Origin of the sequence: Inhella sp. (assembly GCF_041912635.1) — a bacterium.
Lineage (GTDB): Bacteria > Pseudomonadota > Gammaproteobacteria > Burkholderiales > Burkholderiaceae_C > Inhella.
The window spans coordinates 1-25,411 of record NZ_JAYRMO010000043.1; the positions used below are offsets into that span (position 1 = coordinate 1).

The following is a 25,411-nucleotide window of genomic DNA, read 5'->3' on the forward strand; positions in this document are numbered from 1 at the left end:
TCCCGCACCCAGTACCGCCTTGGTTCGCGCCATGCCGAGCTCCACAGAGTAGGTGGCGCTCATTGTGGGCGAAAATCACCTAACCGAACAGTATTGGGCCAGGCCTTTAGTTTTAAGGGCCCGGATCTGTGAATGTCTTGCCAATTCACATTCGAAGCGGGCTCAGCGCTCGATTTCTGCCCGCACCGCCAAAAACCGCTCCCTCAACGCCCCATCCCCCTCCCGCCGCCACGCCGCAAACACCGCCGAAGGCTCCAACTCCTCCGCCAGCGGCTTGAACACCGCCCCCTGAATGCCCGCCCGTGCAAAGGCCGCCGGCACGATGGACACGCCCAGGCCCTGGGCGACCAGCGACACGACGGACAGCCAATGCCGCCCCTCGTGCTGCAGGCGCGGGTAGAAGCCGTGCTGGCGGCAGATATCGACGATGCGGGCGTGGTAGTCCGGTGAGCCCTTGCGGGAAAAGAGGATGAAGGGCTGGTCGGCCAGGCTCTCCAGCGCCACCTGGCGGCGGCGGGCCGCCGGGTGGCTCGCGGGCAGGCAGGCCATGAAGGGTTCGCGGTAGAGCGGCTGGCAGGCCAGCGCGGGGGGCAGGCGGTCGGTGTGCACCAGGCCGAGGTCCAGCTCCTCCTTCAGCAGGGCCTCGATCTGGTCTTGCGAATTCAGCTCCACCACCACCACCTCCACGCGCGGGTGGGCCTTGGCGAAGGCCTGCAGCCAGTCCGCCAGTCCGTGCTGCAGGGTGGAGCCCACAAAACCCAGGCGCAGGCGGCCGCGCTCACCTGCTTGCACCTCTCTGGCCAGGGCGCAGGCGGCTTCGGCGCGCTCCAGCAGGGCGGTGGCGCTTGCGCGGAAGGCGCTGCCGGCGGGCGTCAGGCGCACGCCTTTGCTGTCGCGCTCAAAGAGGCGCGCGCCCACCAGGGCTTCGAGCTGCTGGATGGCAACCGAGAGCGGCGGCTGCGAGATGGCCAGGCGCTGCGCGGCGCGGCCGAAGTGCAGTTCCTCGGCCAGGGCGGCGAAGCAGCGCAGGTGGCGGAACTCCAGCGCGCGGGTGGGGGTGTTCATTTGCGCAGCCTATCGGTGCAGTGGTTTTCTGAATTGGACACGAATCGTGGCGGGCGGCAATACTGGCGGCCTTTGCGCCTGCACCCGCGCTAGGCGCCACCCCATTCAAGGAACCCACCATGGCCACCAAGGCAAGCTTTCACTGGGACGACCCGCTGCTGCTGAACAGCCAGCTCACCGACGACGAGCGCATGGTGCGCGACGCGGCCGCCGCCTACTGCCAGGAACGCCTGGCGCCGCGCGTGCTGGAGGCCTTCCGCCACGAGAAGACCGATGCCGCGATCTTTCGCGAGATGGGCGAGCTGGGCCTGCTGGGCCCCACCATCCCCACCGAGTACGGCGGCGCCGGCCTGAACTACGTGTGCTACGGGCTGGTGGCGCGCGAGGTGGAGCGCATTGACTCCGGCTACCGCTCGATGATGAGCGTGCAGTCCTCGCTGGTGATGGTGCCGATCAACGAATTCGGTAACGAAGCCACGAAGCGCAAGTACCTGCCCAAGCTCGCCACCGGCGAGTGGATCGGCTGCTTTGGCCTGACCGAACCGAACCATGGCTCGGACCCGGGCTCGATGGTGACCCGCGCCCGCAAGGTGGACGGCGGCTACGAGCTGACGGGCTCGAAGATGTGGATCACCAACAGCCCGATCGCCGATGTGTTCGTGGTCTGGGCCAAGGACGACGGCGGCCAGATTCGCGGCTTTGTGCTGGAAAAGGGCTGGAAGGGCCTGAGCGCCCCGGCCATCCACGGCAAGGTGGGCCTGCGCGCCAGCATCACCGGCGAGATCGTCATGGACGCCGTGTTCTGCCCCGAAGAAAACGCCTTCCCCGAGGTGCGCGGCCTCAAGGGCCCCTTCACCTGCCTGAACAGCGCCCGCTACGGCATTGCCTGGGGCGCGCTGGGTGCGGCCGAGGCCTGCTGGCACACCGCGCGCCAGTACACCCTGGACCGCAAGCAGTTCGGCAAGCCGCTGGCCGCCAACCAGCTGGTGCAAAAGAAGCTGGCCGACATGCAGACCGAGATCACCCTCGGCCTGCAAGGCTGCCTGCGCTTAGGGCGAATGAAGGACGAGGGCACGGCTGCCGTGGAGATCACCTCCATCATGAAGCGCAACAGCTGCGGCAAGGCCCTGGACATCGCCCGCATGGCGCGCGACATGCTGGGCGGCAATGGCATCAGCGATGAGTTCGGCATTGCCCGCCATCTGGTGAACCTGGAGGTGGTGAACACCTACGAAGGCACACATGACATCCATGCCCTGATCCTCGGCCGCGCGCAAACGGGCATCGCTGCCTTTTGACCCCCCCGAAGCGGCCTCCAGCCGCCTCCCCCCAGGGGGCGGCACCAGTGGACCGGCAGAGCCGGATCCACGGTGCCACGTGATCTCGGAGCGTTGAACGTGGGTACGCGCATTGCCCTTCTAGGTGCCGGCCGAACGGCGGCGCATCTGGGCCTGGCGCTGGCGGCCGTGGGCCAGCCGGTGCAGGTGCTGGGGGCCCGGGATGCCGACAAGGCGCGGCCCCTGGCCGCTGCGCTGGGACTGCCCGTGCTGAGTCCGGCCGCGGCCGCGGCGGCGGCCGATTGGGTGTTTCTGTGCGTGCGCGATGCCGCCATCGAGCCCCTGTGCGCGCAGCTGCCGTGGCGCGCTAGCCAGCTGGTGCTGCATTGCAGCGGTGCCACCGAATTGAATGCGCTGGATGCGGCCCGGCTTGCTGGCGCGGCAGTGGCGGGCTTCCACCCGCTGCAGCTGATGGCCGACCCGCTGCCGAGTAGCGCTGAGGCGCTGCGCGCGTTTGAGGGCATTCGCATCGGCATCGAGGCCGAGAGCCCTTGGCGCACCGAACTGGATGCCCTGGCACTGGCGCTCGGCGCCACGCCGCTGCACCTGCAGGCCGGCCAGCGAGCTCGCTACCACGCGGCAGCCAATGCCGCGGCCTCGGCCCTGCTGGCGCCGCTGGACCTGGCGGCGCGCCAGGCCGCGCAAGCCCTGAGTTGCAGCACCGAACAGGCCTGGGAGGCGCTGGCGCCGCTGGCCGAGGGCACGCTGCGCGCGGCGCGCGCGCGCGGGCTGGCGGGGGCGCTTTCGGGCCCGCTGGCGCGGGGCGATGCGGCGGTGCTGGCGGCGCATCTGCAGGCCTTGCAGGGGCGAGATGCCGAGCTGTACCGCAGCCTGATGCAGGCGCTGCTGCCGCTGGCGGCGCAGCGGCTGGAGCCCGACGCGCTGGAGCCCTTGATCAGGGTTTTAGATCGCGCCGCTGACCCGAGCTGAGGCCCAGCGAAAACTCCTGCGCGAAGGCGGGGCTGCGGCGCACCTTCTCGATCGCGTCCCACACCGTTTGCGCCAGCGCCGGTTCGCGTTCGGCCAGCGTGGCGTTGAAGGGCAGGAAGTAGGGCCGGGTGGCCAGGGCGGGGCCGCCGAGTTCGAAGTTGCGCGCCCACTGCGCTTCTGACAGCAGCTGGGCCGCGTGTTCCTGGTTCAGCAGCGCGCCCTGCACGCGCTGCAGACGCAAGCTGTCGAGCAGGGCGGTGATGTTGTTGCGCTCCTCCACATGGGCGCCGCGTTCGCGCGCGAACTGCACCACCGAATAGCCGCGCTCGGCGCCCAGGCTTTCACCCGCGCGCGGGCCGGTGCCGCTGAAGGTCTGGCCGTCCCACTGCACGGCCGTGCCCTTGCGGCGCAGCAGGGCGTAGCCGATCTGGAACAGGCGCTTGTGCTCGTCGGGCTCGCCCTGGGGGCTGAGCGGGTAGCGCAGGTGCAGCGCACGCTCATGCGTGTGGCTGGCGGAGAGCACGGCGTCGAAGCGGCCCTGGCCGGCTTCCTGCAGGCACCGTGCCCAGGGCAGGGGGCTGAACTGGAAGCGCAGCTGCGGCAGCAGTTCCTGCACGCGCCGCATCATCAAGTAGGGCGTGGCATCGCCCTCGGGCGGGCCCAGGGCGGCGTTGGCGCAGACGCGCAGCAGGCGGGGTTCGGCGGCGGCCGTGCCGAGTGCCGCGGCAAGCGGGCTCAGCAGCAGCGTGCGCCGCAGCAGCGAGGCCATCAGCTGCCGCGGCTGTGCGTGGTGAGCGAGGCCAGGGGCGTGGCCAGGCTCACGCCGGGGGCGGTGGCGCGCGCGGCGCGGGTGGGCGGGGCGGCGGGTTCGTCCAGCGTGGCCAGGGCTTCCGGGGCGCCGCCGCGGCGCATGGCCAGGCCCACGGCCAGGATGTCGATGACCAGCAGGTGCAGGATGCGGCCCACCATCGGCAGCTGGGTGCTGGGGTCTTCGGCGTGGTCCACCAGCAGGGCCACATCGGCCTTGCGGGCCAGCGGGCTCTGGTTGGCGGTGATGGCGATGACCTTGGCCCCGCGCAGGCGCGCCTGCTCGGCCACGTCCAGCAGCTCGGGCAGGCGGCCGGCGGCGCTGATGAGCAGGGCCACATCGCCCGGGCCCAGCACGCGCGCGGCCAGGTGCTGCAGGCGCGGTTCGGTGTGGCTACTGGCGGGCACGCCGAAGCGCAGGAACTTGAACTGGGCGTCCGCCGCCACGACGCTGTAGTGACCGCTGGCGAAGCATTCGATGCGCTTGGCCTGCACCAGCAGGTCGGTGGCGCGGTCGATGGTTTCGCGGTTGATCTGGCTGCGCACCTGCAGGATGGCGCTGGCGGTGTTGCCCAGCACCTTGGAGCCGAGCTCGACCATGCTGTCGTCCTCCGTCACCTGGGTATGGGTGACGGGCACGGTGCCGGTGAGGCTGGAGGCCAGGCGCAGCTTGAAGTCTGAAAGGCCCTCGCAGCCCAGGCTGCGGCAGAAGCGGATGACGGTGGGCTGGCTGACGCCGGCGGCCTTGGCGATCTCGGCGATCGGGTCGGAGAGCAGGGCGCGCGGGCGCGCCAGCACCTGCTCGGCCACGCGCTGCTCGGCCGGGGTGAGCTGGGGCTTGGCGCGGCGCACCTGGGCCAGGATGGTGTCGGCGCTGCCGTGCAGCTTTTTGAGCTGCGCTTCCAGGATGGCCGAGGCGCCCTTGAAGGTGGCTTCCTCGGCGGTGATCACATAGGTGGGGATGGCGGCCACGTACTCGCTGAAGCGGCCGCGTTCCTCGAAGCGGCGGCGGAAGGGCGAGCGCTCGAAGTAGCTGCCCAGCCGCGGCACGATGCCGCCGCCCACGAAGATGCCGCCGGTGGCGCCGAGCGTCACCGCCAGGTTGCCGGCCGCGGTGCCCAGCAGCGCGCAGAAGACCTCCAGCGTTTCCAGGCACAGCGGGTCGTTCTCTTCCAGGGCAGCCTGGGTGATCTCGGGCGCCTGGCGCGGCGGCGCTGCCTGGCCGTGCAGCTCGGCCAGCGCGCGGTAGATCAGGGCCATGCCGGTGCCCGAGCACAGGCGCTCGAATGAGACATGCGCGTGCTCGCGCCAGGCGTGGCGCAGGATGGCGATCTCGCGCTCGTCGCGCGGCGAGAAGCTGGTGTGGCCGCCCTCCGTGCCCAGGGCAATCCAGCCGTCGCCGCTGGGGATCAGGCCGGAAACACCGAGGCCGGTGCCCGAACCCAGCAGGCCGACCACGCTGTTGGGCACGGCCTGGCCGCCGCCGATCTGGTGCTTGTCCTCGCGGCGCAGGCGCGGCAGGGCCATGGCCAGGGCGGTGAAGTCGTTCACCACCACCAGGGTGTCGAAACCCAGGCGCTGGCGCATCTCCTCGATGGAGAACTGCCAGTGGTAGTTCGTCATGCGCACCCGGTCGCCTTCCACCGGGTTGGCGATGGCGACGGCCGCGTGGGCGATCTCGCCGGTGCCGGGTGGCAGGCCATCCAGGTAGCTGCGCACGGCGGCGTGGAAGTCGGGATGGTCCGCGCAGCGCAGCGAAACCATCTGCTCGAAATGGCCAGCTTCGGTTTCCAGCGCAAAGCGGGCGAAGGTGCCGCCGATGTCGGCCAGCAGACGGGGACTGTCGAAGCTCATGCGCGAAGGAATCCAGGGAACGACGGACGCAAAACCGGCCGATTATGAAAGCCCCGGCGCTCCCCCGTCGGAAGGGTTTGACCGGGGCGACTGTAGGCAAACTACATACATTGGCGCCAGGGTGACGCACCGATTTGGTGCCTGATGCCTTGATTCACAAGGTTTTTCTTTCTTGAGGGTCGCTGCGCATTGCCGAGGGAATGTAGTTTTGCTACCGTGCTGGCTTTGTAGCGGCCCTTCCAAGCCAATCCATGTCTTCAATCCCGGCCTCCCTGACCGCCCCCTTCCCCTGGCTGCTGGCCGATGTGGGAGGCAGCAACGCGCGTTTTGCCTGGGTGGCCGCGGCCGATCAGGCGCCGCAGCACATCCGCACCCTGGCGGTGGCCGAGTACCCCAGCCTGCTGGACGCGGCGCGCGCCTACCTGGCCGGCCTGAGCCTGGGCACCCTGCCGGCCGGGGCGGCTAGCCAGCCGCGCAGCGCGGCCCTGGCCCTGGCCACGCCGGTGACGGGCGACCAGGTGCGTTTCACCAACAGCGCCTGGAGCTTTTCGCAGGCTGAGCTGAGCGCCGCGCTGGGACTGGAGCGCCTGTGCGTGCTGAATGATTTCGAAGCCCTGGCCCTTTCGCTGCCGCGCCTGCGTGCCGGCCAGTGGCAACCGCTGGGTGGCGGCGCGCCGCGCTGGGACTTGCCGGTGGCGGTGGTGGGCCCAGGCACCGGCCTGGGCGTGGGCGGCTTGCTGCCCAACGCGGCAGCCGGCAAGGGCTGGCTGGCGCTGGCGGGCGAGGGCGGCCACGCCACCCTGGCCGCGGCCGATGACTTCGAGGCCGACCTGCTGCGCGTGGCACGCCGCACGCACGCCCATGTCTCGGCCGAGCGTTTTCTCTCCGGCATCGGCCTGCCGCTGCTGTACCAATGCGTGGCCGAGGTGCAAGGCCAGCGCGCCGTGGCCGATGTCGACGCCCCCTGGATCCTGGAGCGCGCCCTGGCCGACGACGACGCCGTGGCGGCGCGCAGCATCGAGACCTTCTGCGCCATGCTGGGCAGCTTTGCCGGCTCCGTGGCCTTGACCTTTGGCGCGCGCGGCGGCCTCTTCATCGGCGGCGGCATCGTGCCCCGCCTGGGCGCCCGCTTCGAGCGTTCGCAGTTCCGCGAGCGCTTCGAGGCCAAGGGCCGCTACCGCGACTACCTGGCGGCGATTCCCACGCCCCTGATCACCGACACGCTGGCGGCGCTCGACGGCGCCGCCCAAGCCCTCAGCCAATCGTAAAAAGGCTGGCAGCCGCCGTAGCGAGCGGGTGCAGGGTGGGTCTGAGGCGCAGAGCCGTACTCCCGTACGGCGAGCACCGCAGGCCCGACATGCGCCCGCGCAGTAGGCGGATGCCGGCCTTTTTTACCAGCGGCCGGAGCGGACGGTGAGCTCCCACTGACCCTTGCGCATCTGATAGATGCCCACCGCCCCGCTGCGCTGCTCGCCGTCCTCGTTCATGCGCATCATGCTGGTGACGGGCGCATTGCCTTCGAAGGTCTTGAGGCGCTCCAGCAGCTTGGTGCGGTCGAGGTTGCCGTTGCGGCTGAGGGCGTCGGCCACCAGGTGCACGGCGTCGAAGGCGTAGTGGGCGGCGTAGTAGGGCTCGCCACCAAAGCGCTCACGGTAGGCGGCCAGGAACTCCTTGCCGCCCAGGAACTCCTGGGCCGCCACGATGGGCGTGCTGGCGTAGAGCGCGCGGTTGCCGAGCTCGGCGCTTTGCAGGCGCGGGGTCTTGATGGTGTCGCTGCCCAGCACGGGCAGGTCGGGCAGGCCGGCGGCGCTGAGCTGCTGGATCAGGGCCTCGACCTGGAAGTCGGCCACCGTGGTGATCAGCAGGTCGGGCTTGGCCTGCACGAAGGCCGCCACGGCGGCCTTGAAGTCGGTGGTCTTGTCGTCCACCACCTGCTGGGCGATGGCGCCGGTGCCGGAGCGGATCAGCGAGTTGGCCACTGCGTCGATCAGGCCCTTGCCGTAGGGCGTGCCGTCGTGCAGGGTGACGATGCGCTTGGCGCCGAGCTTTTCGCGCGCGAACTGGGCCAGTGCCAGGGCCTGCATGTCGTCGTTGGCCACCAGGCGCAGCGTGGTGGGCAGGCCCAGCTGGGTGTACTGCGGCTTGGTGGAGATGGCCAGCTGCACCACGCCGGCCTTGGCGTAGATGGGCGCAGCGGCAATGCTCACGCCCGAGTTCAGGTGGGCGATGGCGGCCAGCACCTGCCGGCTGACGAGCTGCTGCGCGGCGGCCTCACCGGCCTTGGCATCGGCCTTGTCGTCGGCGCTGAAGATCTCGATCGGGATGCGCTTGTCGCCCACCTTCACGCCACCGGCCTTGTTGATCTGCTCGGCCGCCAGCTGCGCGCCCTGCAGCATGTCCTTGCCCAGGGCGGCCAGCGGGCCGCTGAGCGGCTGGCCCACGCCGATGCGGATGCTCTTGGCCGAACTGGGCATCAGGAAATACGCCCCCACGCCGGCCAGGCCGAGCAGGCCGGCGCCCACCACCAGGTTGCGGCGCGTGTTGGAGGTTTGGGTGGGGGTCGTTTGCGGCATGGCGTGTCCTCGGTTGGATGGGCTCTTGGGGTTCGCGGGGTCTGGGGTCTTACTCGCCCAGATAGGCGGCGCGGACCTTGGGGTCGGTCAGCAGGTCCTGGCCGGAGCCGGTCATGCTGACGAGGCCGGATTCCATCACGTAGCCGCGGTTGGCCAGTTGCAAGGCGCGACTGGCGTTCTGCTCCACGAGCAAAACAGTTACACCTTGGCTGTGAATCTCGTTCACGACCTCGAAGATCTTGTCCACCATGATGGGCGAGAGGCCCATCGAGGGCTCGTCCAGCAGCAGCACCTTGGGGCGGGCCATCAGCGCGCGGCCCATGGCCAGCATCTGCTGCTCGCCGCCGGACATGGTGCCGGCCAGCTGGTCGCGCCGCTCCAGCAGGCGCGGGAAGAAGGCGAACACGCGCTCCATGTCGGCGGCAATGCCGTCCTTGTCATTGCGGGTGTAGGCGCCCATCTGCAGGTTCTCGACGATGGTCATGCGCGTGAAGGTGCCGCGGCCCTCGGGCACCATCACCAGGCCCTGCTTGGCCAGTTCCCAGGGGCCCTGGCCACGGATGCTGCGGCCCAGGTACTTGACGTCGCCATCGGCGATCGACTGCAGGCCGGTGACGGCCTTGAGTGTCGTCGTCTTGCCGGCGCCGTTGGCCCCGATCAGCGAGACCAGCTCGCCTTCGCGCACTTCAAAGCTCACGCCCTTGACGGCCTGGATGCCGCCGTAGGCGACCTTGAGCTTTTCGACTTGGAGGAGGGTGTTACTCATCAGGATTCCTTTTGCTGCTGCGCCATGCTGGGCAAAGCACAAACCATCAAGTGGCCGCCGTGGAACCGGCTTTGCCGGGCCACTGGCGGCGCCCCCTTGAGGGGGAGGCGGCGAAGCCGCTTCGGGGGTGGGTCAATGCCCCGCGCCCAGATAGGCCTCGATGACTTTGGGATTGCGTTGGACTTCGGCGGGCGTGCCCTCCGCGATCGGCTTGCCGTAATCCAGCACGGTGACGCGGTCGCACAGGCCCATCACCAGCTTCACGTCGTGCTCGATCAAGAGGATGGTGCGGCCGTCCTTGCGGATGCGGTCGATCAGCTCGCGCAGCACCACCTTCTCGGTCTGGTTCATGCCGGCGGCCGGCTCGTCCAGGGCAATGAGCTTGGGGTCGGTGGCCAGGGCGCGGGCGATTTCCAGACGGCGCTGGTCGCCATAGCTCAGCGTGCGGGCGCGGAAGTCGGCATGGCGGCCGATGCCCACGTAATCCAGCAGCTCGCGGGCACGCGCCTCGATGGCCTTCTCCTCGGCCTTGAAGGCGGGCGTGCGGAACACGGCGCCGAGCAGGCCGCTGTGCGTGCGCACATGGCGGCCCACCATGACGTTCTCGACCGCCGTCATCTCGGGGAAGAGGCGGATGTTCTGGAAGGTGCGGGCGATGCCGGCCTTGGCCACCAGATGCACCGCGGCCGGCTTGTAGGCCGTGCCGCCGAGCTCGAAGCTGCCGGTGTCGGGCACGTAGAGGCCGGTGATGACGTTGAAGAAGGTGGTCTTGCCGGCGCCGTTGGGGCCGATCAGGCCGACCACCTGGCCTTTCTCGATGGTGATGCCGACGTCCGACAGGGCCTGCACGCCGCCGAAGCGCTTGCTCGCACCCTGCACCTTGAGGATGGTGTTGCTGTTCATGGAGAGTCCTTAGCGGGTGGCGGTGGCGATGGCGGCGTTGGCCTCGGTGGCCTTGCCCGGCTCGGCGCTCTTGGGCGCCGGCTTGCCATGCTCGGGTGCGGGCCACAGGCCGCGCGGGCGCATCAGCATGATGACGATCATGGCCAGGGCCACCAGGGCCTGGCGCAGGATGGCGGCGTCGATGCGGCCGTCCGTCAGGGTCTGGATGTCACCGGCCACATAGCGCAGCACCTCGGGCAGGGCGGCCAGCAGCAGGGCGCCCAGCACCACGCCGGGCAGATGGCCCATGCCACCCAGCACCACCATGGCGACGATCAGCACCGACTCCTGCAGGCTGAAGGACTCGGGGCTCACGAAGCCCTGGAAGCCCGCAAACATGGCGCCGGCCACGCCGCCGAAGGTGGCTCCCATGCCGAAGGCCAAGAGCTTGAGGTTGCGGGTGTTGATGCCCATGGCCTTGGCGGCGATCTCGTCTTCGCGGATGGCCATCCAGGCGCGGCCGATGCGCGAGTTCTCCAGGCGCCAGCAGATCAGCACCGAAGCCACGACGAGCGCCAGGAACAGGTAGTAGTGCAGGGTCACGCCGGGCAGCTCGATGCCGAACAGCGAGGTCTTCTGCGAGAGCGCGACGCCGAACACCGAGATCGAGTCGATCTGGCCGATGCCCCGGGGCCCGTTGGTCAGGTTGACCGGGTGCTCCAGGTTGTTCATGAAGACGCGGATGATTTCGCCGAAGCCCAGGGTCACGATGGCCAGGTAGTCACCGCGCAGCTTCAGCGTGGGCGCGCCCAGCACCACCCCGGCCAGCGCGGCCAGGCCGGCGCCGAGCGGGATCACCACATAGAGCGGCATGTGCAGGCCGTTCGGGAACATCGCCGCGATGGCGGGGAAGTTCTCGGCCAGATGCGGGCTGGAGAGCAGGGCGAACATGTAGGCGCCCACCGCGTAGAAGGCCACATAGCCCAGGTCCAGCAGGCCGGCATAGCCCACCACGATGTTCAGGCCCAGGGCCAGCATCACGTAGAGCAGGGCGGTGTCGAGGATGCGCACCGGGCCGGAACCGAATTGCTGCGCGATCAGCGGCAGCACCAGCAGCGCGACGGCGCTAGAGAGAAAGACGGCAAGTTTCTTGTTCATGTTGGAGACCTCAAGCACGGTCGGCGACACGTTCGCCCAGCAGGCCGGAGGGGCGCAGCGTGAGGACGAGGATCAGCGCCACGAAGGCAAAGATGTCGGCGTAGTGGCTGCCCAGCACGCCGCCGGTCAGTTCACCCAGGTAGCCCGCGCCGATGGCTTCAATGAGGCCGAGCAGGATGCCGCCCACCATCGCCCCGGCCAGATTGCCGATGCCACCCAGCACCGCGGCCGTGAAGGCCTTCAGGCCGGGCATGAAGCCCATGGTGTGCTGCGCGGTGCCGTAGTTGGCGGCCCACATCAGGCCGGCCACGGCGGCCAGCGCCGCACCGATGACGAAGGTGGCCGAGATCACGAAGTCGGGCTTGACGCCCATCAGCGAGGCGACCTTGGGGTTCTCGGCCGTGGCGCGCATGGCGCGGCCGAGCTTGGTCTTGTTCACCAGCCACATCAGGGCGGCCAGCAGGATGCCGGTGGTGGCCAGGATCAGCACCTGGGTCACCGAGATCACCGGGCCGCCCAGATTGAAGGGCTCGGTGGGCAGCAGCAGCGGGAAGGGCTTGGGGTTCGGCTTCCAGATCACCATGGCCAGCGTTTGCAGCAGCAGGCTCATGCCCATGGCGGTGATCAGGGGCGCCAGGCGCGGCGCGCTACGCAACGGCCGGTAGGCGATCTTCTCGATCGTGAAGTTGACAGCGCAGCAGACCACGATGGCGCAGCACAGGGCCACGATCATCAGGGCCCAGCCGGGCAGGCCCGAGCCGGCTAGCGCGCCGATGACGGTCCAGCTCGTCAGCGCACCAATCATCAGGATCTCGCCGTGGGCGAAATTGATGAGGTTGATGATGCCGTAGACCATCGTGTAGCCCAGGGCGACGAGCGCGTACATGCTCCCCAGCACCAGGCCATTGATCAGTTGTTGGATAAAGACTTCCATGGTTTCAAGGCTTCCACCCGCCACCGGGCATGTGATGTGCTTCTGCATTGCAGATTGCGTGCCAACCCGAAACCTCCGCTCACAGCCCTTCTCTCCATGGGAGGCGCGTCGCGGCGTTGCCGCCAGCGGTGCGGGAAGCCACACTCGACCCCTCCGGACCGTGTGAGCCACCGCCTGCGTAATAACCCTAGATGAGCCACGGCACCCTGCGTCCCTTTTCCCGTCTGCTGCTGGCCAACGTGGTGGCACTGGCCACCGCGGCCACGCTGGCACTGGCGGCGCTCGGGTTTTCCCTGAGCTACCGCCTGAGCGAGCGCGCCGGCCTGGAGCGCCTGGCCGAGCTGGCCGTGGAGCGCCTGGAGCTGTACGCCGGCACGCTGGAGGGCGAGCTGGGCCGGCTGGCGCAGCTGCCCGCGCTGGTGAGCCTGAACGACGAGGTGATGGCCGCCTTCCAGAGCGACCACCCGGAGCTGCTGCAGCGCGCGCAGCGCCGGCTGGCGCAGATCAATGCGCGTGCCGGCTCGCTGCTGATCTATCTGGTGGATGCCGACGGCCACTGGCGCCTGGGCAGTGCCGCGCTGCCGCTGGAGGTGCTGGAGCGCGAGCGCCTGGAGCGCATTGCCGCCGCCCTGCGCGCCGGCCGCCCCGGCTTCTTTGCCGCCGGCGATGGCAGCGGCACCACCGACTTCTTCCACGCCAGCACCGTGCAGCGCGGCGGCAAGACCCTGGGCCAGGTGGTGGTGCGCATCAATCTGGCGCCGCTGGAGGCCACCTGGGTGGACCTGGGCGTGCGCTCGCGCAGCGAAAAGCTGCTGGTGCTGGATGCCAACGACGTACTCATCATGAGCTCGGTGCCGCAGTGGAAGTACCTGCGCCTGGTGCAGGGGCTGGACCGTGCCAGCTGGCCGCGCCTGGCGCCCGAGGACACCCTGCATTACCCCGCCAAGGCGCTGCAGACCCTGCGCTGGGCCGAGCGCGAGGGCGCGGTGCGCGGCGGCCAGCTGCTGCGCCTGCAGCCGCCCGAGGACGAGCGCCCCGGCCAGCACTGGCTGGCGCAGGACCGCCCGGTGATGGCCCTGGGCCTGCGCCTGATGACGCTCTCCGACCCTTCCGAGGTGCAGCGCGAGGCCGGCCGCGCGGCCTGGGGCGGAGCGGCCCTGGGGGGGCTGATCGGCCTGCTGGCCACCTACTATCTGTACCGGCGCCGGGCGGTGGCCCAGCTGCTGCGCGCCCGCAACGAGCTGCAGCGCGCCCGCGACGAGCTGGAGCAGCAGGTGTGGGACCGCACCGCCGAGCTGCGCGCCGCCAATGCCGAGCTCAAGCGCGAGTTCGAGCAGCGCGTGCGCGCCGAGGACGAACTGGTGCAGGCCGGCAAGATGGCCGTGCTGGGCCAGCTCTCGGCCGGCATCGCCCACGAGGTGAACCAGCCGCTCACCGCCTTGCGCGCGCTTTCGGGCAACACCGTGCGCCTGATGGACGCCGGCCGCCTGGACGACGCGCGCCGCAACCTCGGCAACATCGAAGGCGCGGTGGAGCGCATGGCGCGCATCACCAGCCAGCTCAAGAGCTTTGCGCGCCGCGCCAGCGGCCAGGGCGAGGTGGTGCGCCTGGCCCATGCGGTAGGCAATGCCCAGCTGCTGCTGGAGCACCGCATCCGCGAGGCCGGCGTAGAGCTGCAGCTGCAGATCTCCGAGCGCCTGAACGTGCGCTGCGACGGCACGCGGCTGGAGCAGGTGCTGGTCAACCTGATGGGCAATGCCATCGACGCCATGGACGCCCTGCAGAACCGCGCCGAGCGCCGCCTGCAGGTGCGGGCCTGGGCCGAGGACACGCGCATCCACGTGGCCGTGCGCGACACCGGCCCGGGCCTGAGCCCCGAGGCGCAGGAGCGCCTGTTCGAGCCCTTCTTCACCACCAAGCCGGCCGGGCAGGGCCTGGGCCTGGGCCTGGTGATCTCGGCGCAGATCGTGCGCGAGTTCGGCGGCAATCTGCAGGCCAGCTCCAGCCCCGAAGGCACCGAGTTCCGTTTTGATTTGGAAGCCGCGCCCGCCGCGGCGGAGGAAAAGAACCATGTTTGAAGGCTTCGAGGTTCTCTATGTGGAGGACGACCCCCAGGTGCGCGAGAGCCTGGTGCAGACCCTGGAGTTGGCCGGGCTGAACGTGCGCGCCTTCGAGTCGGCCGAGGCCCTGTTGGCCGCCTTCGTGCCGGGCCAGCCCTCGGTGGTGGTGAGCGATGTGCGCCTGCCCGGCATGGACGGCGTGGCCCTGCTGGAACGCCTGCTGCTGCTGGACGCGACCCTGCCGGTGGTGCTGGTGACGGGGCATGGCGACGTGGCGATGGCGGTGCGCGCGATGCGCATCGGCGCCTACGACTTCATCGAGAAGCCGTTCTCGCCCGAGCGCTTCGTGGACACGGTGCAGCGCGCGATCGAAAAGCGCCTGCTGCGCGCCGCGGTGGACGACCTGCGCGAGCAGCTGCAGGCCAAGAGCGGCATCGAGGCCGTGCTGCTGGGCCGCAGCCCGGCGATGGAGCAGGTGAGGGCGCGCATCCTGCGCCTGGCCAATACCAATGCGGACGTGATGATCCTGGGCGAGACCGGCACCGGCAAGGAGCTGGTGGCGCGCTGCCTGCACGACCACAGCAAGCGCCGCGATCGGCACTTCGTCGCCATCAACTGCGGCGGTCTGCCCGAGACCCTGTTCGAGAGCGAGCTGCTGGGCCACGAGAGCGGCGCCTTCACCTCGGCCGCCAAGCGTCGCATCGGCAAGCTGGAGCACGCCAATGGCGGCACCCTGCTGCTGGATGAGATCGAGACCATGCCGATCACGCTGCAGATCAAGCTGCTGCGCGTGCTGCAGGAACGCAAGCTGGAGCGCCTGGGCTCGAACGAGGAAGTGAAGCTGGACGTGCGTGTGGTGGCGGCCACCAAGTCCGACCTGCTGGCGCTCAGCGACGAGGGCAAGTTCCGGGCCGACCTGTACTACCGCCTCAATGTGGCCGTGCTGGAGCTGCCGCCACTGCGCCAGCGCCGCGAGGACATCCCGCTGCTGTTCGAGCACTTCTGCGTGCAGGCCGCCGAACGCTACGGCTGCGAACGCCCCGAGCTGCACCCGGCCAAGCTGCGCGAACTGATGGCGCACGACTGGCCCGGCAATGTGCGCGAGATCCGCAACGCCGCCGACCGCTATGTGCTGGAGGGCGGCAGCGAGGTCGTCATACCCGGCGCGCCCGAGAACGGCGCACTCTCGCTGGCGCAGCAGGTGGAGTTGGTGGAGAAGGCTTTGATCGAACAGGCGCTGACACGCCAGGGCGGCAATGTGCAGCGCGTCATCGAGACCCTGGGCGTGCCCAAGAAGACGCTGTACGACAAGCTGCACCGGCATGGCATTGCGCTGGAGCGCTTTCGCAGCGGGGGCAACTGAAAGCGATGGAAAACCTCGGCTTCGCCCACTACAACCTGCGCGCCGAATGGTCCGTGCTGGAGCAGCTGCGCGACTTCTATGTCGAGGTGGTCGGCCTGCAGGCGGGGCCCCGGCCGCCCTTCGCGAGCCGCGGCTTCTGGCTCTATGCCGCGGGGCAGGATGTGCTGCACCTCAGCGAGGCGCGGCCCGGCGAGCGGCGTGAGCCGCATGCCAGCGGCAGCTTCGACCATGTGGCTTTTCGCTGCCGCGGGCTGGCGGCCTGCGAGCAGCGCCTGGCCGGGCGCGGCATCGCCGTGCGGCGCTCGGGCGTGCCGGGTACCGGCATCGTCCAGCTCTTCCTGCGCGACCCGGTGGGCAACGGGGTGGAGCTGCAATTCGAAGAAGCGCCTTAGCAGGCGCTACTCCACCGTGTAGTAGTGCCCCGCTTTGTTGAGCCCGCGCACTTCTTCCCAGCTGGCCCCCAGGCCGATGTAGACCAGGGTGCCCACCAGGCCGGAGAGGTCCAGCCCGTTGGTGACGGTCAGGCTCACGCGGCCGCTCAGGGGCACGGTGAGGCTCTGCACGGGCTGCATGGGTTCGGTCATCGGCACCCAGCCGGCGGCGGTCTGCATGTACTGCCGGCCATCGGGGGTGACGGCCCAGGAGTAGAGATGGCGCGGCTGGCCGCGATCTTCATCGAGCGGGTCGACGCTGGCCGTGAGGGTGCGCGCGTTGAGCGGGCCGCTGGCCGTGCCGGTGTAGCGCTGCAGCGTGGCGGCGGTCTGCACGGTGGGGCATTGGGTGACGCCGCTGAGCTGGTCGCCGGTGGCGATGGGGCGCATCAGCACCTGGCCCTTGGCCGAGAGCTCGGGGATGGTGACGCCCACGCAGATGATGGCGTTGCTGGCCACCAGCGGGTCGGTCACGTCGCTGCCGTACACGGGCAGCTGGGAGCCGGCCGTGAGCGGGCCGGCCAGGCTGGGCTGGGCGGTGGTGCTGGGGCCGCTTTGCTTGATGCCGCCGCGCGTGAACACCACCGGGGCCATGCCGGGCGCGGCGTCGGCCCGGCGGCGCGGCTGGCCCGGGCGGGCGGATGCGGCGCGCCGTGTGGGAGCGGCGGCCACGCTGGCCCGGGGCAGCAGGGCGCTGAAGTAGACCTCGCCGGGCACGCCGATGGCGCGCGGGTCGGTCAGCAGGGCGCTCAGGCCTTGGGCGTTGCGGATGGCGCGCAGCAGCACCAGCGTGGGGTCGCTGGAGGGTTGCGAGCCGCTGGCGCGTTTGAGGTTGAGCCAGCCGGTGGCGCGCTCGTCCAGCACGAAGCCGGGACGCATGGCGTTGGCCAGGCTGCCGTCGCCCAGCTGGCCGTGGCTGTTGGAGCCGCCCATCAGCAGCAGGCCGTCCTGCAGCAAGAAGGCGCTGACGGCATCCCCTGCAGTCAAGGCGGCCACGTTGCTGGCGCCGCGCAGCAGGCGCGGGGTCCGGCCCAGCTGATCCTGGGAGGAACCCAATTCCCCGAACAGGTCGTAGCCCCAGAACCAGCCGAGCAAGCCGCCATCGGCGCGACGCGCCACGGCATGCTGGGATCCGATGGCCAGCTCCACCACCTGGTTCAGGCCCGGCACCGGCGTGGGCCGCAGGCGGCGGGTCTGGCTGCCGTCGCCCAACTGGCCGCGTTCGTTGTCGCCCCAGGCCCAGACGCTGCCGTCGCCCTTGAGCGCCCAGCTGCTGCGGCCGCGCGCGGCCAGCGCCACCACGCCGCTGAGGCCCGCAACGGCCACCGGGGCACTCCGTGCGTCCAGCTTGCCGTCGCCCAGTTGGCCGGCGGCGTTGTCGCCCATCGCGGCCACGGTGCCGTCCGCCCGCAGCAGCAGCACATGGGCATCGCCCGCCGCCAGGGCCAGGCCGCCCTGGCCGGCGCCGAGCAATTGCGCGGGCTCCGCGAGGTTGCCGGTGGTGGGGAAGGGCAAGCCGCTGCCCCAGCCCCACAGGCTGCCGTCCTTCTTCAGTGCCAAGGTGTAGAAGTCGCCGGCGAACACGCTGCGTACGTCGCTGATGCCGGCCAATTGCTCGGGTTGGCCGATGTCAGCCCAGCTCGCATTGCCCAGTTGGGCGTAGCTGTTGCCGCCCCAGGCCCAGAGCCGGCCGGCCGCATCCAGCGCCATGCTGTGGTCCCAGCCGGCCGAGACCTGGCTGATGACGGGCAGCCCGGCCACCTGGGCCGGCACGGAGCGGTGCAGGAAGCGGCCGCGCCCGAGCTGCCCGGAGGCATCCAGCCCCCAGCTGTAGACGCGGCCATTGGCGCCCAGTGCCAAGCCGTACCAGGTGCCCGAGGCCACCTGCACGAGGCCCGCGATGTCGACCACCGGGGCGGGTTCCTCGCGGTAGGTGGTGGTGCCGTCGCCCAGGCTGCCGAAGCCGTTGCCGTTGAGGGCGCCAAAGCCGAGCGCCGTGCCGTCGCTCTTGAGTAGGAAGCCCTGTCCGTAGCCGCGCGCGGCGCCGCTCAGCGTGCCCACCGCGGCCTGCAGTTGCGCGCTGGTGCCCGGCACCCATTGCCACCAGCGTGTCGGGTCCACGCCAATCGCCACCGCATAGACCGAGCCGGCCGCCACCTTGGCGGCGCCGCTGATGCCCGGTACCTGCACCGGGCTCAGGCGCGCCGGCGGGCGCGGGCTGGCGAAGGGGTTCGACTCTCCCCACTCCCACACCGTGCCATCGGTGCGCACGGCGTAGCTGCGTTCCTGCGCTGCGGCAAGCATGCGCACATTGGTCAGACCGGGCACCGGGGTTGGGCTGGCGCGGTCGGATGCATGGCCCAGGCCCAGGGCGCCGAACTCGTTGCGCCCCCAGGCCAATACAGTGCCGTCGGCTTTGAGCGCCAGCGCATGCCGGTCGCCGCAGGCCAGTTGGGTGACACCTTGCAGGCCCGCCACCGGGGCGGGGGTGCCGTTTTCGGGGCGCTCGCCTTCGCCCAGCGTGAGGTAGTAGCTGGAGCCCCAGCCCCACACGCTGCCATCGGCCCGGCGCGCCAGGGCGTACTCAGGGCCGGCACAGATTTCCTGCACTTGGTCCAGCCCAGGCACGCGGCCCGGGGTGGCACGGTCGGGGCGGCTGCCGTCGCCGAGCTGGCCGGCGCCATTGCTGCCCCAGGTCCAGACCCTGCCGTCGCGCCCCAGCGCGAGCGAGAAGTAGCCGCCCGATGCGATGGCGGCGATGTTCCCGAGGTTCAGTACCAGGCCGGGGCGCGGCTCGTAGGGCCGGGTGCCGCTGCCGAGCTGGCCGTTCTGGTCCGAGCCCCAGGCCAGCACCTTGCCATCGGCGCTCAACGCCAGGGCATGCGGGCCGCGCACCGAGACCATCGGCGCGCCATCGGCCGCCAGCGCGGTGCAAGGCAGCGCGCTCGCCACAAGGGCCATCCACGCCATCCAAGCTGCGCACTTGCCGTCCGATGGGTTCATGCGGGCTCCCGCTCCGATGCGATGGCGTGAGAGTAGCGTCCGCCGAGCCGGCTTACTGCACCGTGGTGTGCTGCCCGGCCTTGTTCAGGTCGCGCACCTCTGCCCAGCTGCTGCCTACGCCGATGAAAACCAAGGTGCCCTCCAGTCCGCTGAGGTCGAGCTCGCGCGTGACTTCGAGCCGGTAGCTGCCCGTACTCGGCAGGGTGACGGTGGCGACCGGGCGCATGGGTTCGGTCATGGCTTCCCAGACGTTCGGGGCGGTCTGCATGTACTGGCGGCCGTCGGGGGTGACGGCCCAGGAGAACACCTGGCGCAGCTGGCCGCGCTCCTCGTCGAGCGGGGTCACTTCGGCCACGATGGTGCGTGCGGTGATGGGGCCGCTGCTCTGCGCGCGGAAGCGCGCCAGCGTGGCGGCCGTCTGCACCGGCGGGCACTGCACCACCCCCTGCACGGCGCTGCCGGTGGCGATGGGCCGCATCAGCACCTGGCCTTTGGCCGAGAGCTCGGGAATGGTGACGCCCATGCAGATGACGGCGGTGCTGTCCGCCAGGGGGTTGCTGAGGCCGGTGAGGACCGAGAGCTCGTTGGCGCGGCCCAGGTCGCCGTTGTAGGCCACGTCGGCCTGTGTGCCGCTGCTGCCACTGGTCTGCTTGAAGCCGCCGCGGGAGATGACGCCGGCCACCGTGGCAGGGGCGGCGCCTTCTGCCAGCGGGCGCGTACTGCGCAAGGCCGTGAGAGGCCCACGCTGCGGCCCGCGGGAGGGCGCCGCGACACCCGGGCTGCAGTGGCTGGTGCAGCCGGTCAGCGGCGAGTTGGCCGGCGCGAGCACGCTGAAGTACACATCGCCCAGCAGGCCGGCGGCGCGCAGGTCGGTCAGGCTGGCCTTGAGGTCATAGCCCTGGGTTTGCAGCTTCAGCAGATAGGCCAGCAGTTCGGGGCCGGCAGTGCCGCTCGGGGCGGCCAGGCGCAGCAGGCCGGTGGCCTGCTCGTTGACGACGCTGAGCGGCCGCGCGCTGGCGGCGATGGTGCCGTCGCCCAACTGCCCGGTGGTGTTGAGCCCCCAGATCCACAAGCTGCCGTCGCGTCGCAGCGCCAGCGTGTGAGCGGCGGTGGGGCCGCTGAACACATCGACGAAGTCTTCACCGAGCTTGGCCGGCGTGGCGCGGTTGCGGCGTTCGCCATCGCCCAGCTGGTTGAACCGTCCATCGCCCCACATCCACAGCGATCCATCGGCCTGCAGGGCGGCGACATGGTTCTGACCTGCTACCACCTTCACGTAGCCGCTGCCCACCCGTCGGGGGCTGCTGGCGTCGGTGAAATCGCCCAGACCCAGTTGGCCGGACCCGTTTGCTCCCCAGGCCCAGAGGGTGCCATCGATCTTGAGCGCCATGCTGAAGCGTGTGCCGGCCAGCACGGTGCTGAAGCCCGTGCCCACGCGCACAGGCTCGGCGCGCGGGTTGCGGTCGCCCAGGCCGAGCTGGCCGGCGTCGTTGGCGCCCCAGGCCCACAGGCTGGTGTCGGGCTGCAGGCCCAGGCTGTGCGAATGACCGGCGGCGATTGCCGCCCAGACCGTGCTGCCGAGCTGGCGCGGGGTCCACTCGACTTCGCTGTTGTGGCCCAGCTGACCTTCCACGTTGCTGCCCCAGGTCCAGAGCGTGCCGTCGGTCTTGAGCGCCAGGCTGTGCGCATTGCCGGCCGCCACGCTGGCAAACCCGCTGCCAACCTGGCGCGGTAGCCGCTGATGACCGACCACACCCAGTCCCAGCGGCGCATTGCCCTGGCCCCAGGCCCAGAGCGTGCCGTCGGGCTTCAGAGCGAGGTTGTGGCCGAGCCCCATGGCGACGCTGCGAAAGCCGCTGGCCAGCACGGTCGGGGTGGTCTTGCTTTCGGGCGGGCCATTGCCCAGCTGGCCCTCGTAATCGTCGCCCCAGGCCCAGACCGACCCATCGTTCTGGAGACCGACATTGAACAGCGACCCCGCCGCCAGAGCCGCCCAGCCGGTACCGATGGCAATGGGGTTGAAGCGTGTGCTGGTGCTGCCATCGCCCAGTTGGCCGAAGCGGTTGTCGCCCCAGGCATTCAGCTGCCCGCCGGAACGCAGCGCCAGGCCGTGATAGAAGCCGACGCTCATGGTGCTGACGCCGCTGAGGATCTGGGTCGGCGTGGGTTGGATGCCGCCGCGCCCGTCTTCGGTGCTCCGATAGCCCCAGATCCATAAGGTGCCGTCGGTTTTCAGGCCCAGGCTGCTGTAGCCGGTGGCGGCGATGGCCGCATAGCCGGTGCCGATGCGGCGCGGCGTGCTGGCATCGGTCCGGGTGCCATCGCCCAACTGGCCGTAGTAGTTGTCGCCCCAGGCCCAGAGGCTGCCGTCGGTCTGCAGCGCCAGGCTGTGCTCGCTGCCGGCCGCCACCACCTGGGCGGTGAGCTCGATGGCCGTGGGCAGGTTCACGCTGACTGTGCTGGTGGTGCCGTTGCCGAGCTGACCGGACTGGTTGCGGCCCCACGTCCACACGCGGCCGTCCGCCTGGATGGCCAGACTGTGGGTAAAGCCTGCGGCGGCGGCCACATAGCCTGAGCCCACCTGCACCGGTTTGCGCCGATCGGTGAGCACGCCGTCGCCGATCAGGCCAAAGAGGCCGCTGCCCCAGGCCCAGAGCGAGCCATCGCTTTTGAGGCCCAGGCTGTGGTTGACGCCCGTCGACACCAGGCTGAAGCCGGAACCCACCCGCACCGGGTTGGCGCGCGGCACCACGCTGCCGTCGCCCAGCTGCCCTTGGCTGTTGTTGCCCCAGGCCCAGAGCGTGCCCTGCACATCGATGGCGAAGCCCTGGCTGCCGCCGGCAAACACCTTGGCTGCCGCTACCGGCAACTGCACGCGCTGTGGTGCCAGCGCGCCGGCCACCACCTGGCGGCCCCAGACGCGCAATACGCCGCTGTCGTCGACGGTGGCGCTGCTGGTCCAGGACGCCGCGCCGGCGGGCGGCGCGGCCTCACAGGGCATGACTGCAAGCAGCGCGCCCAGCGCGCTTGCCATCAGCCCCGCGCATCTGGCAAGGGTTTCACCGGTCAAGATCGAGAGTCTGCGTTCGACTGACATCGGGATCCCCCTGGAAAGGCCGAGGCGCAGCGCCGACTCTAGGCCGCGGCGGCGCCGATCGAAAGCCTGCAAGTCGAGGCCTGCAAGCTGTGGCGGCTTGGACGCGCTGGCGCTTGCCCCGCTTGGCGAAGCCAGAGGCTGCGGCTACCCTGCCGCGGCCTTTTCACTGCAGCAGGGGACTTCATGAAGACCAAGTGCGCACTTCTTCTGGCGATTGCCTTGGGCCCTGCGGCCTGGGCAGATGACGCGACGACGCTGACGGTGGGTCTGCGGGCCTGGTCCAACACCTGGAGCACCTGGGACGTTTACCCGCCCACGGTGGTGGGCAATGCGACCATCCCCGGTGCGTCCGAGAACTTCAGCAGCCAGGACAAGGCGGCGTTGATCCCTTCCGTTTCCCTGCGCCACGGCGATTGGCTGCTGTCGGCCAGCCGCTTCGTCAAGACCCGCTACAGCTTCGATGGCAACGCGGGCCCCTTTTCTTCCAAGCGCGAGGAAACCGACTTCCATGCCGGCTACTACGTGCTGCCCACGTTGGCGGTCTCACTGGGTCACAAGAGCGTCAAGCAGGAGTTCACGGGCGGCACCGAGTTCAAGTACAGCGGCCCGATCCTGGGCGTGCTGGGCTCGGCGCCGCTGACGCGCGGCTTCAGCCTGTACGGCAATGTCGGCTACGGCCGCGTGAAGGGCCGCTTCCCGGTGGCGGATGCCAGCGGCCGGTCCAAGTTCAATGCCGACTACTGGCTGGGCGAGGCCGGCTTGGCCTATTCCTTCGAGGGCGTAGGGGCGGCCAAGGCCATGACCCTGACCCTGGGGTATCGCAGCCAGGTGTTGGCCACTGATGGCTTCCGCATCGCCCTGAGCCCGACAACCAATCGCCCCACCGAGCTGCGCGACACCACCGAAGGCCTGGCCCTGGGTTTGAGCCTGTCCTTCTGAGCAGGTTCTGAGCGAGTTCGGCGCTTGCGCGCCTGCTGCGCAAGCGCTTCAATCCAGCGCAAGGCCGGACGGCGAAGGCGGGGTGCAGCGGTGAAGGCTTGGCTTTGGGGCGGACTGGGCTGCATCCTGGCGGCGGCGCTGCAGCAGGAGGCTGCGGCACAAGACGAACGCTCTGCGCGGGCGGCCGTGGCGGCACCTGCAGCGGCCGCGGCCTTGGCGCCTGAGGTGGGGCGGCGCACGGCGCTGGTGATCGGTAACGCGCAGTACAAGCACCTCTCGGCGTTGAAAAACCCGGTCAATGACAGCCGCGCCATCTGCGACAAGCTGCGTGGCCTGCGCTTCGATGTGGAGTGCGCCGAGAACCTGCCTGACCCCAAGAGCATGCGCCGGGTGGTGGCGGCCTTCGTCAAACGCCTGCAACCGAACGACACGGCGCTGTTCTATTACGCCGGCCACGGCATCGAGGTGGGGGGCGAGAACTACTTGGTGCCCACCGAGGCCGAGGTCAGCAGCGAGTCCTATGTGCCGGACGAGACCTTCCGGCTCTCCTTCCTGTTCGACGAGCTGCGTGCCTCGGGCGTGCGCCTCTCTATCCTCATCCTCGATGCCTGCCGCGAGAACCCCTTTGCGCAAAGCCGCTCGGCCTCCGGGGCAGGCGGCGGCCTGGCGCTGCCCAATGCCCCGGCCGGCAGCATCGTCATCTACCCCACGGCACCGGGGCGCGTGGCCTACGACGGCCTCGGCCGCAACGGGCTCTTCACCGCGCACCTGCTCAAGCACCTGGACAGCCCGGGCCTGAACATCGAGGAGATGTTCAAGCGCGTCATCGACGGCGTGCGCACCGACTCCACGCCCTTCGGCCAGCCCCAGGTGCCCTGGATCAACTTCTCCTTCACCGGCGAGTTCTGCTTCGTGGGCTGCGGCACGCGCGTCAGCACCGCGCAGTACCAGGCCCTGGTGCGCGAGAAGGAGCAGATGCAGCAGCTCACCGAGCAGCAGCGCGCCGCCATTGCTGCCATGCGTACCGACTTCGAGGCGCGTGAGCAGGAGGTGCAGACCCTGAAGCAGCGCATGGCCACGCTGCAGGAGGACATGCGCGTCAGTTCGATGAACAAGCAGATGTCTCAGCAGGCACTGGCGCAGCTGGAAGCCGAGCGCGAGACGCTCGCTGGCTCGGCCCGCCTGCTGGCGCAACGCGACCGTGAACTGCAGCAGGCGCGGACCCAGCTGCAGCAGCTGGAGGCGGCCCAAGCCGAAACCACGAAGCAGCAGCAGGTGGTGGCCGGCCAGCTGGAGCGCATCCGCGAGCTGGAGGAGCAGCTGGCGCAGGCCGGCCAGGCCCAGCGCTCCGCGGCGGATGTGAACCGCCTCAAGGCGGAACGCGATGAACTGCTGGCCAGGAACGCTGCCGTGACGCAGGAGCTGCGCGCGGCGCGCGTGGCGCAGTCCGAGCTGGAGGAACTGCGCAAGCGCTTGGCCCGTTTTGCGCAGACGCAGTCCGAGTTGAATGCCACCAAAGGCCGGTTGGAAAACTCGGAGCGCGCCTACCAGGCGCTGGTGCAGGAAAAGGCGCAGATCCAGCGCCTGGCCGGCGAGCAGCAGCAGGCCATCCAGGGGCTGAAGCAGGACCTGGAGGCGCGCGAGAAGGAATTGGCGGCGGTGCGGACGCGCATGGCCCGGCTGCAAGACGAGATCCAGGTCGGCACGCAGGAGAAGAAGCTCTCGCAGTCGGCGCTGAACCAGTTGCAGCAGGAGCGCGACCGCCTCGCCCAGTCGGCCCAGGTGCTGGCCGAACGCGATAAGGAGCTGCAGCAGACGCGCACCCGCCTGCAGCAGTACGAGACCCGGCAGGTCGAGCTGGTGCGTGACCGCGCGTTGTCCGAGCAGCAGCAGGCGCGCATCCGCGAGCTCGAAGCCCAATTGCACCAGGTGGGCAAGGACGCCCCCACGGCGGCCAGCCTGGCCCGGCTGCGCGAGGAACGCGACCAACTGCAGGCCCAGAACGCGCAGATCGCCGACAAGCTGCGCGCCAGCCAGGGCGCGCAGCAGGAACTGGAGGAGCTGCGCCGCCAGGTGGCCCGCCACCAGAGCCAGCAAGCCGAGCTGGATACCTACCGGCTGCGCATGGAAACGGCCGAGAAGCAGCTGAAGGACGCCATGGCCGCGGCGGTGAAGAAGGCGGCGGTGGTGGCGCCGGCCTTGTAGGGAGGCC

The 25,411-nt window shown here is 70.0% G+C and carries 18 protein-coding genes; 8 read left to right on the forward strand and 10 right to left on the reverse strand.

Translation table 11 applies throughout. From position 1 onward, the window contains the following. Window positions 1-162: 162 nt before the first annotated feature. Window positions 163-1,065 (reverse strand): LysR family transcriptional regulator, encoded by a 903-nt coding sequence (locus ACE3QP_RS19785; protein ID WP_374438511.1) that lies wholly within the window; start codon window positions 1,063-1,065, stop codon window positions 163-165. Between the two features lie 119 nt (window positions 1,066-1,184). Between ACE3QP_RS19785 and ACE3QP_RS19790 the strand changes: the two genes are divergently transcribed. Together ACE3QP_RS19790 and ACE3QP_RS19795 are read left to right on the forward strand one after the other, a co-directional pair. Next, entirely contained in the window at window positions 1,185-2,363 is a 1,179-nt protein-coding gene (locus ACE3QP_RS19790) for an acyl-CoA dehydrogenase (protein WP_374438513.1), read from the forward strand. A gap of 99 nt (window positions 2,364-2,462) precedes the next feature. Next, window positions 2,463-3,332, forward strand: coding sequence for a DUF2520 domain-containing protein (locus ACE3QP_RS19795; RefSeq protein ID WP_374438514.1), 870 nt, complete (start codon window positions 2,463-2,465; stop codon window positions 3,330-3,332). Here the strand turns inward: ACE3QP_RS19795 and ACE3QP_RS19800 are convergent. Both ACE3QP_RS19800 and ACE3QP_RS19805 read right to left on the reverse strand, forming a co-directional pair. Then, on the reverse strand, window positions 3,298-4,101 hold the full coding sequence (locus tag ACE3QP_RS19800) for a substrate-binding periplasmic protein (RefSeq protein ID WP_374438515.1): 804 nt from the start codon (window positions 4,099-4,101) through the stop codon (window positions 3,298-3,300). The two genes, ACE3QP_RS19795 and ACE3QP_RS19800, sit on opposite strands and share 35 nt — an antisense overlap. Further along, window positions 4,101-5,993: a glucokinase gene (locus ACE3QP_RS19805; RefSeq protein ID WP_374438517.1), complete on the reverse strand. Its 1,893-nt coding sequence runs from the start codon at window positions 5,991-5,993 to the stop codon at window positions 4,101-4,103. The genes ACE3QP_RS19800 and ACE3QP_RS19805 overlap by 1 nt, the downstream gene beginning before the upstream one ends. A 251-nt stretch (window positions 5,994-6,244) precedes the next feature. On the opposite strand from ACE3QP_RS19805, the gene glk reads away from it, so the two are divergent. Further along, window positions 6,245-7,261, forward strand: a complete 1,017-nt coding sequence (gene glk, locus ACE3QP_RS19810; RefSeq protein WP_374438519.1) for a glucokinase — start codon at window positions 6,245-6,247, stop codon at window positions 7,259-7,261. Between the two features lie 123 nt (window positions 7,262-7,384). On the opposite strand, the gene ACE3QP_RS19815 is transcribed toward glk, so the two are convergent. The 5 genes from ACE3QP_RS19815 to ACE3QP_RS19835 all read right to left on the reverse strand — a co-directional run bounded on the left by ACE3QP_RS19815 (window position 7,385) and on the right by ACE3QP_RS19835 (window position 12,306). Beyond that, window positions 7,385-8,566 (reverse strand): branched-chain amino acid ABC transporter substrate-binding protein, encoded by a 1,182-nt coding sequence (locus tag ACE3QP_RS19815; protein WP_374438520.1) that lies wholly within the window; start codon window positions 8,564-8,566, stop codon window positions 7,385-7,387. 49 nt (window positions 8,567-8,615) lie between these two features. After that, on the reverse strand, window positions 8,616-9,332 hold the full coding sequence (locus tag ACE3QP_RS19820; RefSeq protein ID WP_374438522.1) for an ABC transporter ATP-binding protein: 717 nt from the start codon (window positions 9,330-9,332) through the stop codon (window positions 8,616-8,618). 132 nt (window positions 9,333-9,464) lie between these two features. Beyond that, entirely contained in the window at window positions 9,465-10,235 is a 771-nt protein-coding gene (locus ACE3QP_RS19825; RefSeq protein WP_374438524.1) for an ABC transporter ATP-binding protein, read from the reverse strand. A gap of 9 nt (window positions 10,236-10,244) precedes the next feature. Next, window positions 10,245-11,372: an ABC transporter ATP-binding protein gene (locus ACE3QP_RS19830; RefSeq protein WP_374438526.1), complete on the reverse strand. Its 1,128-nt coding sequence runs from the start codon at window positions 11,370-11,372 to the stop codon at window positions 10,245-10,247. A gap of 10 nt (window positions 11,373-11,382) precedes the next feature. Then, a complete protein-coding gene (locus ACE3QP_RS19835) occupies window positions 11,383-12,306 on the reverse strand; it encodes a branched-chain amino acid ABC transporter permease (protein WP_198108913.1) in 924 nt (307 codons plus the stop codon). Window positions 12,307-12,497: 191 nt separating this feature from the next. Between ACE3QP_RS19835 and ACE3QP_RS19840 the strand changes: the two genes are divergently transcribed. From ACE3QP_RS19840 to ACE3QP_RS19850, 3 genes are read left to right on the forward strand one after another with little or no spacing between them, the layout of a single operon-like run. Then, window positions 12,498-14,384 (forward strand): sensor histidine kinase, encoded by a 1,887-nt coding sequence (locus tag ACE3QP_RS19840; protein WP_374438528.1) that lies wholly within the window; start codon window positions 12,498-12,500, stop codon window positions 14,382-14,384. Next, complete coding sequence (locus ACE3QP_RS19845) at window positions 14,377-15,729, forward strand: sigma-54-dependent transcriptional regulator (RefSeq protein ID WP_374438530.1); 1,353 nt, start codon at window positions 14,377-14,379, stop codon at window positions 15,727-15,729. Before ACE3QP_RS19840 ends, ACE3QP_RS19845 begins: the two co-directional genes overlap by 8 nt. Before the next feature lie 5 nt (window positions 15,730-15,734). Next, entirely contained in the window at window positions 15,735-16,121 is a 387-nt protein-coding gene (locus tag ACE3QP_RS19850; protein ID WP_374438531.1) for a VOC family protein, read from the forward strand. Window positions 16,122-16,127: 6 nt separating this feature from the next. Here the strand turns inward: ACE3QP_RS19850 and ACE3QP_RS19855 are convergent, their stop codons facing one another. Both ACE3QP_RS19855 and ACE3QP_RS19860 read right to left on the reverse strand, forming a co-directional pair. Further along, on the reverse strand, window positions 16,128-19,121 hold the full coding sequence (locus ACE3QP_RS19855) for an RCC1 domain-containing protein (protein WP_374438533.1): 2,994 nt from the start codon (window positions 19,119-19,121) through the stop codon (window positions 16,128-16,130). Between the two features lie 94 nt (window positions 19,122-19,215). Beyond that, a complete protein-coding gene (locus tag ACE3QP_RS19860; protein ID WP_374438535.1) occupies window positions 19,216-22,197 on the reverse strand; it encodes a hypothetical protein in 2,982 nt (993 codons plus the stop codon). Window positions 22,198-22,443: 246 nt separating this feature from the next. On the opposite strand from ACE3QP_RS19860, the gene ACE3QP_RS19865 reads away from it, so the two are divergent. Continuing rightward, window positions 22,444-23,199 carry a hypothetical protein gene (locus ACE3QP_RS19865; protein WP_374438536.1) on the forward strand — a complete coding sequence of 252 codons (756 nt, stop codon included), beginning with the start codon at window positions 22,444-22,446 and terminating at the stop codon, window positions 23,197-23,199. A gap of 90 nt (window positions 23,200-23,289) precedes the next feature. Further along, a complete protein-coding gene (locus ACE3QP_RS19870) occupies window positions 23,290-25,404 on the forward strand; it encodes a caspase family protein (RefSeq protein WP_374438538.1) in 2,115 nt (704 codons plus the stop codon). The last annotated feature ends 7 nt before the right edge of the window (window positions 25,405-25,411 follow it).

Coding starts and splice junctions, on each gene's coding strand:
- ACE3QP_RS19855 (WP_374438533.1), bottom strand. CDS start 19,121: ATGGCCCTTGTGGCGAGCGCGCTGCCTTGCACCGCGCTGGCGGCCGAT.
- ACE3QP_RS19840 (WP_374438528.1), top strand. CDS start 12,498: ATGAGCCACGGCACCCTGCGTCCCTTTTCCCGTCTGCTGCTGGCCAAC.
- ACE3QP_RS19835 (WP_198108913.1), bottom strand. CDS start 12,306: ATGGAAGTCTTTATCCAACAACTGATCAATGGCCTGGTGCTGGGGAGC.
- ACE3QP_RS19800 (WP_374438515.1), bottom strand. CDS start 4,101: ATGGCCTCGCTGCTGCGGCGCACGCTGCTGCTGAGCCCGCTTGCCGCG.
- ACE3QP_RS19815 (WP_374438520.1), bottom strand. CDS start 8,566: ATGCCGCAAACGACCCCCACCCAAACCTCCAACACGCGCCGCAACCTG.
- ACE3QP_RS19785 (WP_374438511.1), bottom strand. CDS start 1,065: ATGAACACCCCCACCCGCGCGCTGGAGTTCCGCCACCTGCGCTGCTTC.
- ACE3QP_RS19860 (WP_374438535.1), bottom strand. CDS start 22,197: ATGGCAAGCGCGCTGGGCGCGCTGCTTGCAGTCATGCCCTGTGAGGCC.
- ACE3QP_RS19825 (WP_374438524.1), bottom strand. CDS start 10,235: ATGAACAGCAACACCATCCTCAAGGTGCAGGGTGCGAGCAAGCGCTTC.
- glk (WP_374438519.1), top strand. CDS start 6,245: ATGTCTTCAATCCCGGCCTCCCTGACCGCCCCCTTCCCCTGGCTGCTG.
- ACE3QP_RS19865 (WP_374438536.1), top strand. CDS start 22,444: ATGAAGACCAAGTGCGCACTTCTTCTGGCGATTGCCTTGGGCCCTGCG.
- ACE3QP_RS19845 (WP_374438530.1), top strand. CDS start 14,377: ATGTTTGAAGGCTTCGAGGTTCTCTATGTGGAGGACGACCCCCAGGTG.
- ACE3QP_RS19805 (WP_374438517.1), bottom strand. CDS start 5,993: ATGAGCTTCGACAGTCCCCGTCTGCTGGCCGACATCGGCGGCACCTTC.
- ACE3QP_RS19790 (WP_374438513.1), top strand. CDS start 1,185: ATGGCCACCAAGGCAAGCTTTCACTGGGACGACCCGCTGCTGCTGAAC.
- ACE3QP_RS19820 (WP_374438522.1), bottom strand. CDS start 9,332: ATGAGTAACACCCTCCTCCAAGTCGAAAAGCTCAAGGTCGCCTACGGC.
- ACE3QP_RS19830 (WP_374438526.1), bottom strand. CDS start 11,372: ATGAACAAGAAACTTGCCGTCTTTCTCTCTAGCGCCGTCGCGCTGCTG.
- ACE3QP_RS19850 (WP_374438531.1), top strand. CDS start 15,735: ATGGAAAACCTCGGCTTCGCCCACTACAACCTGCGCGCCGAATGGTCC.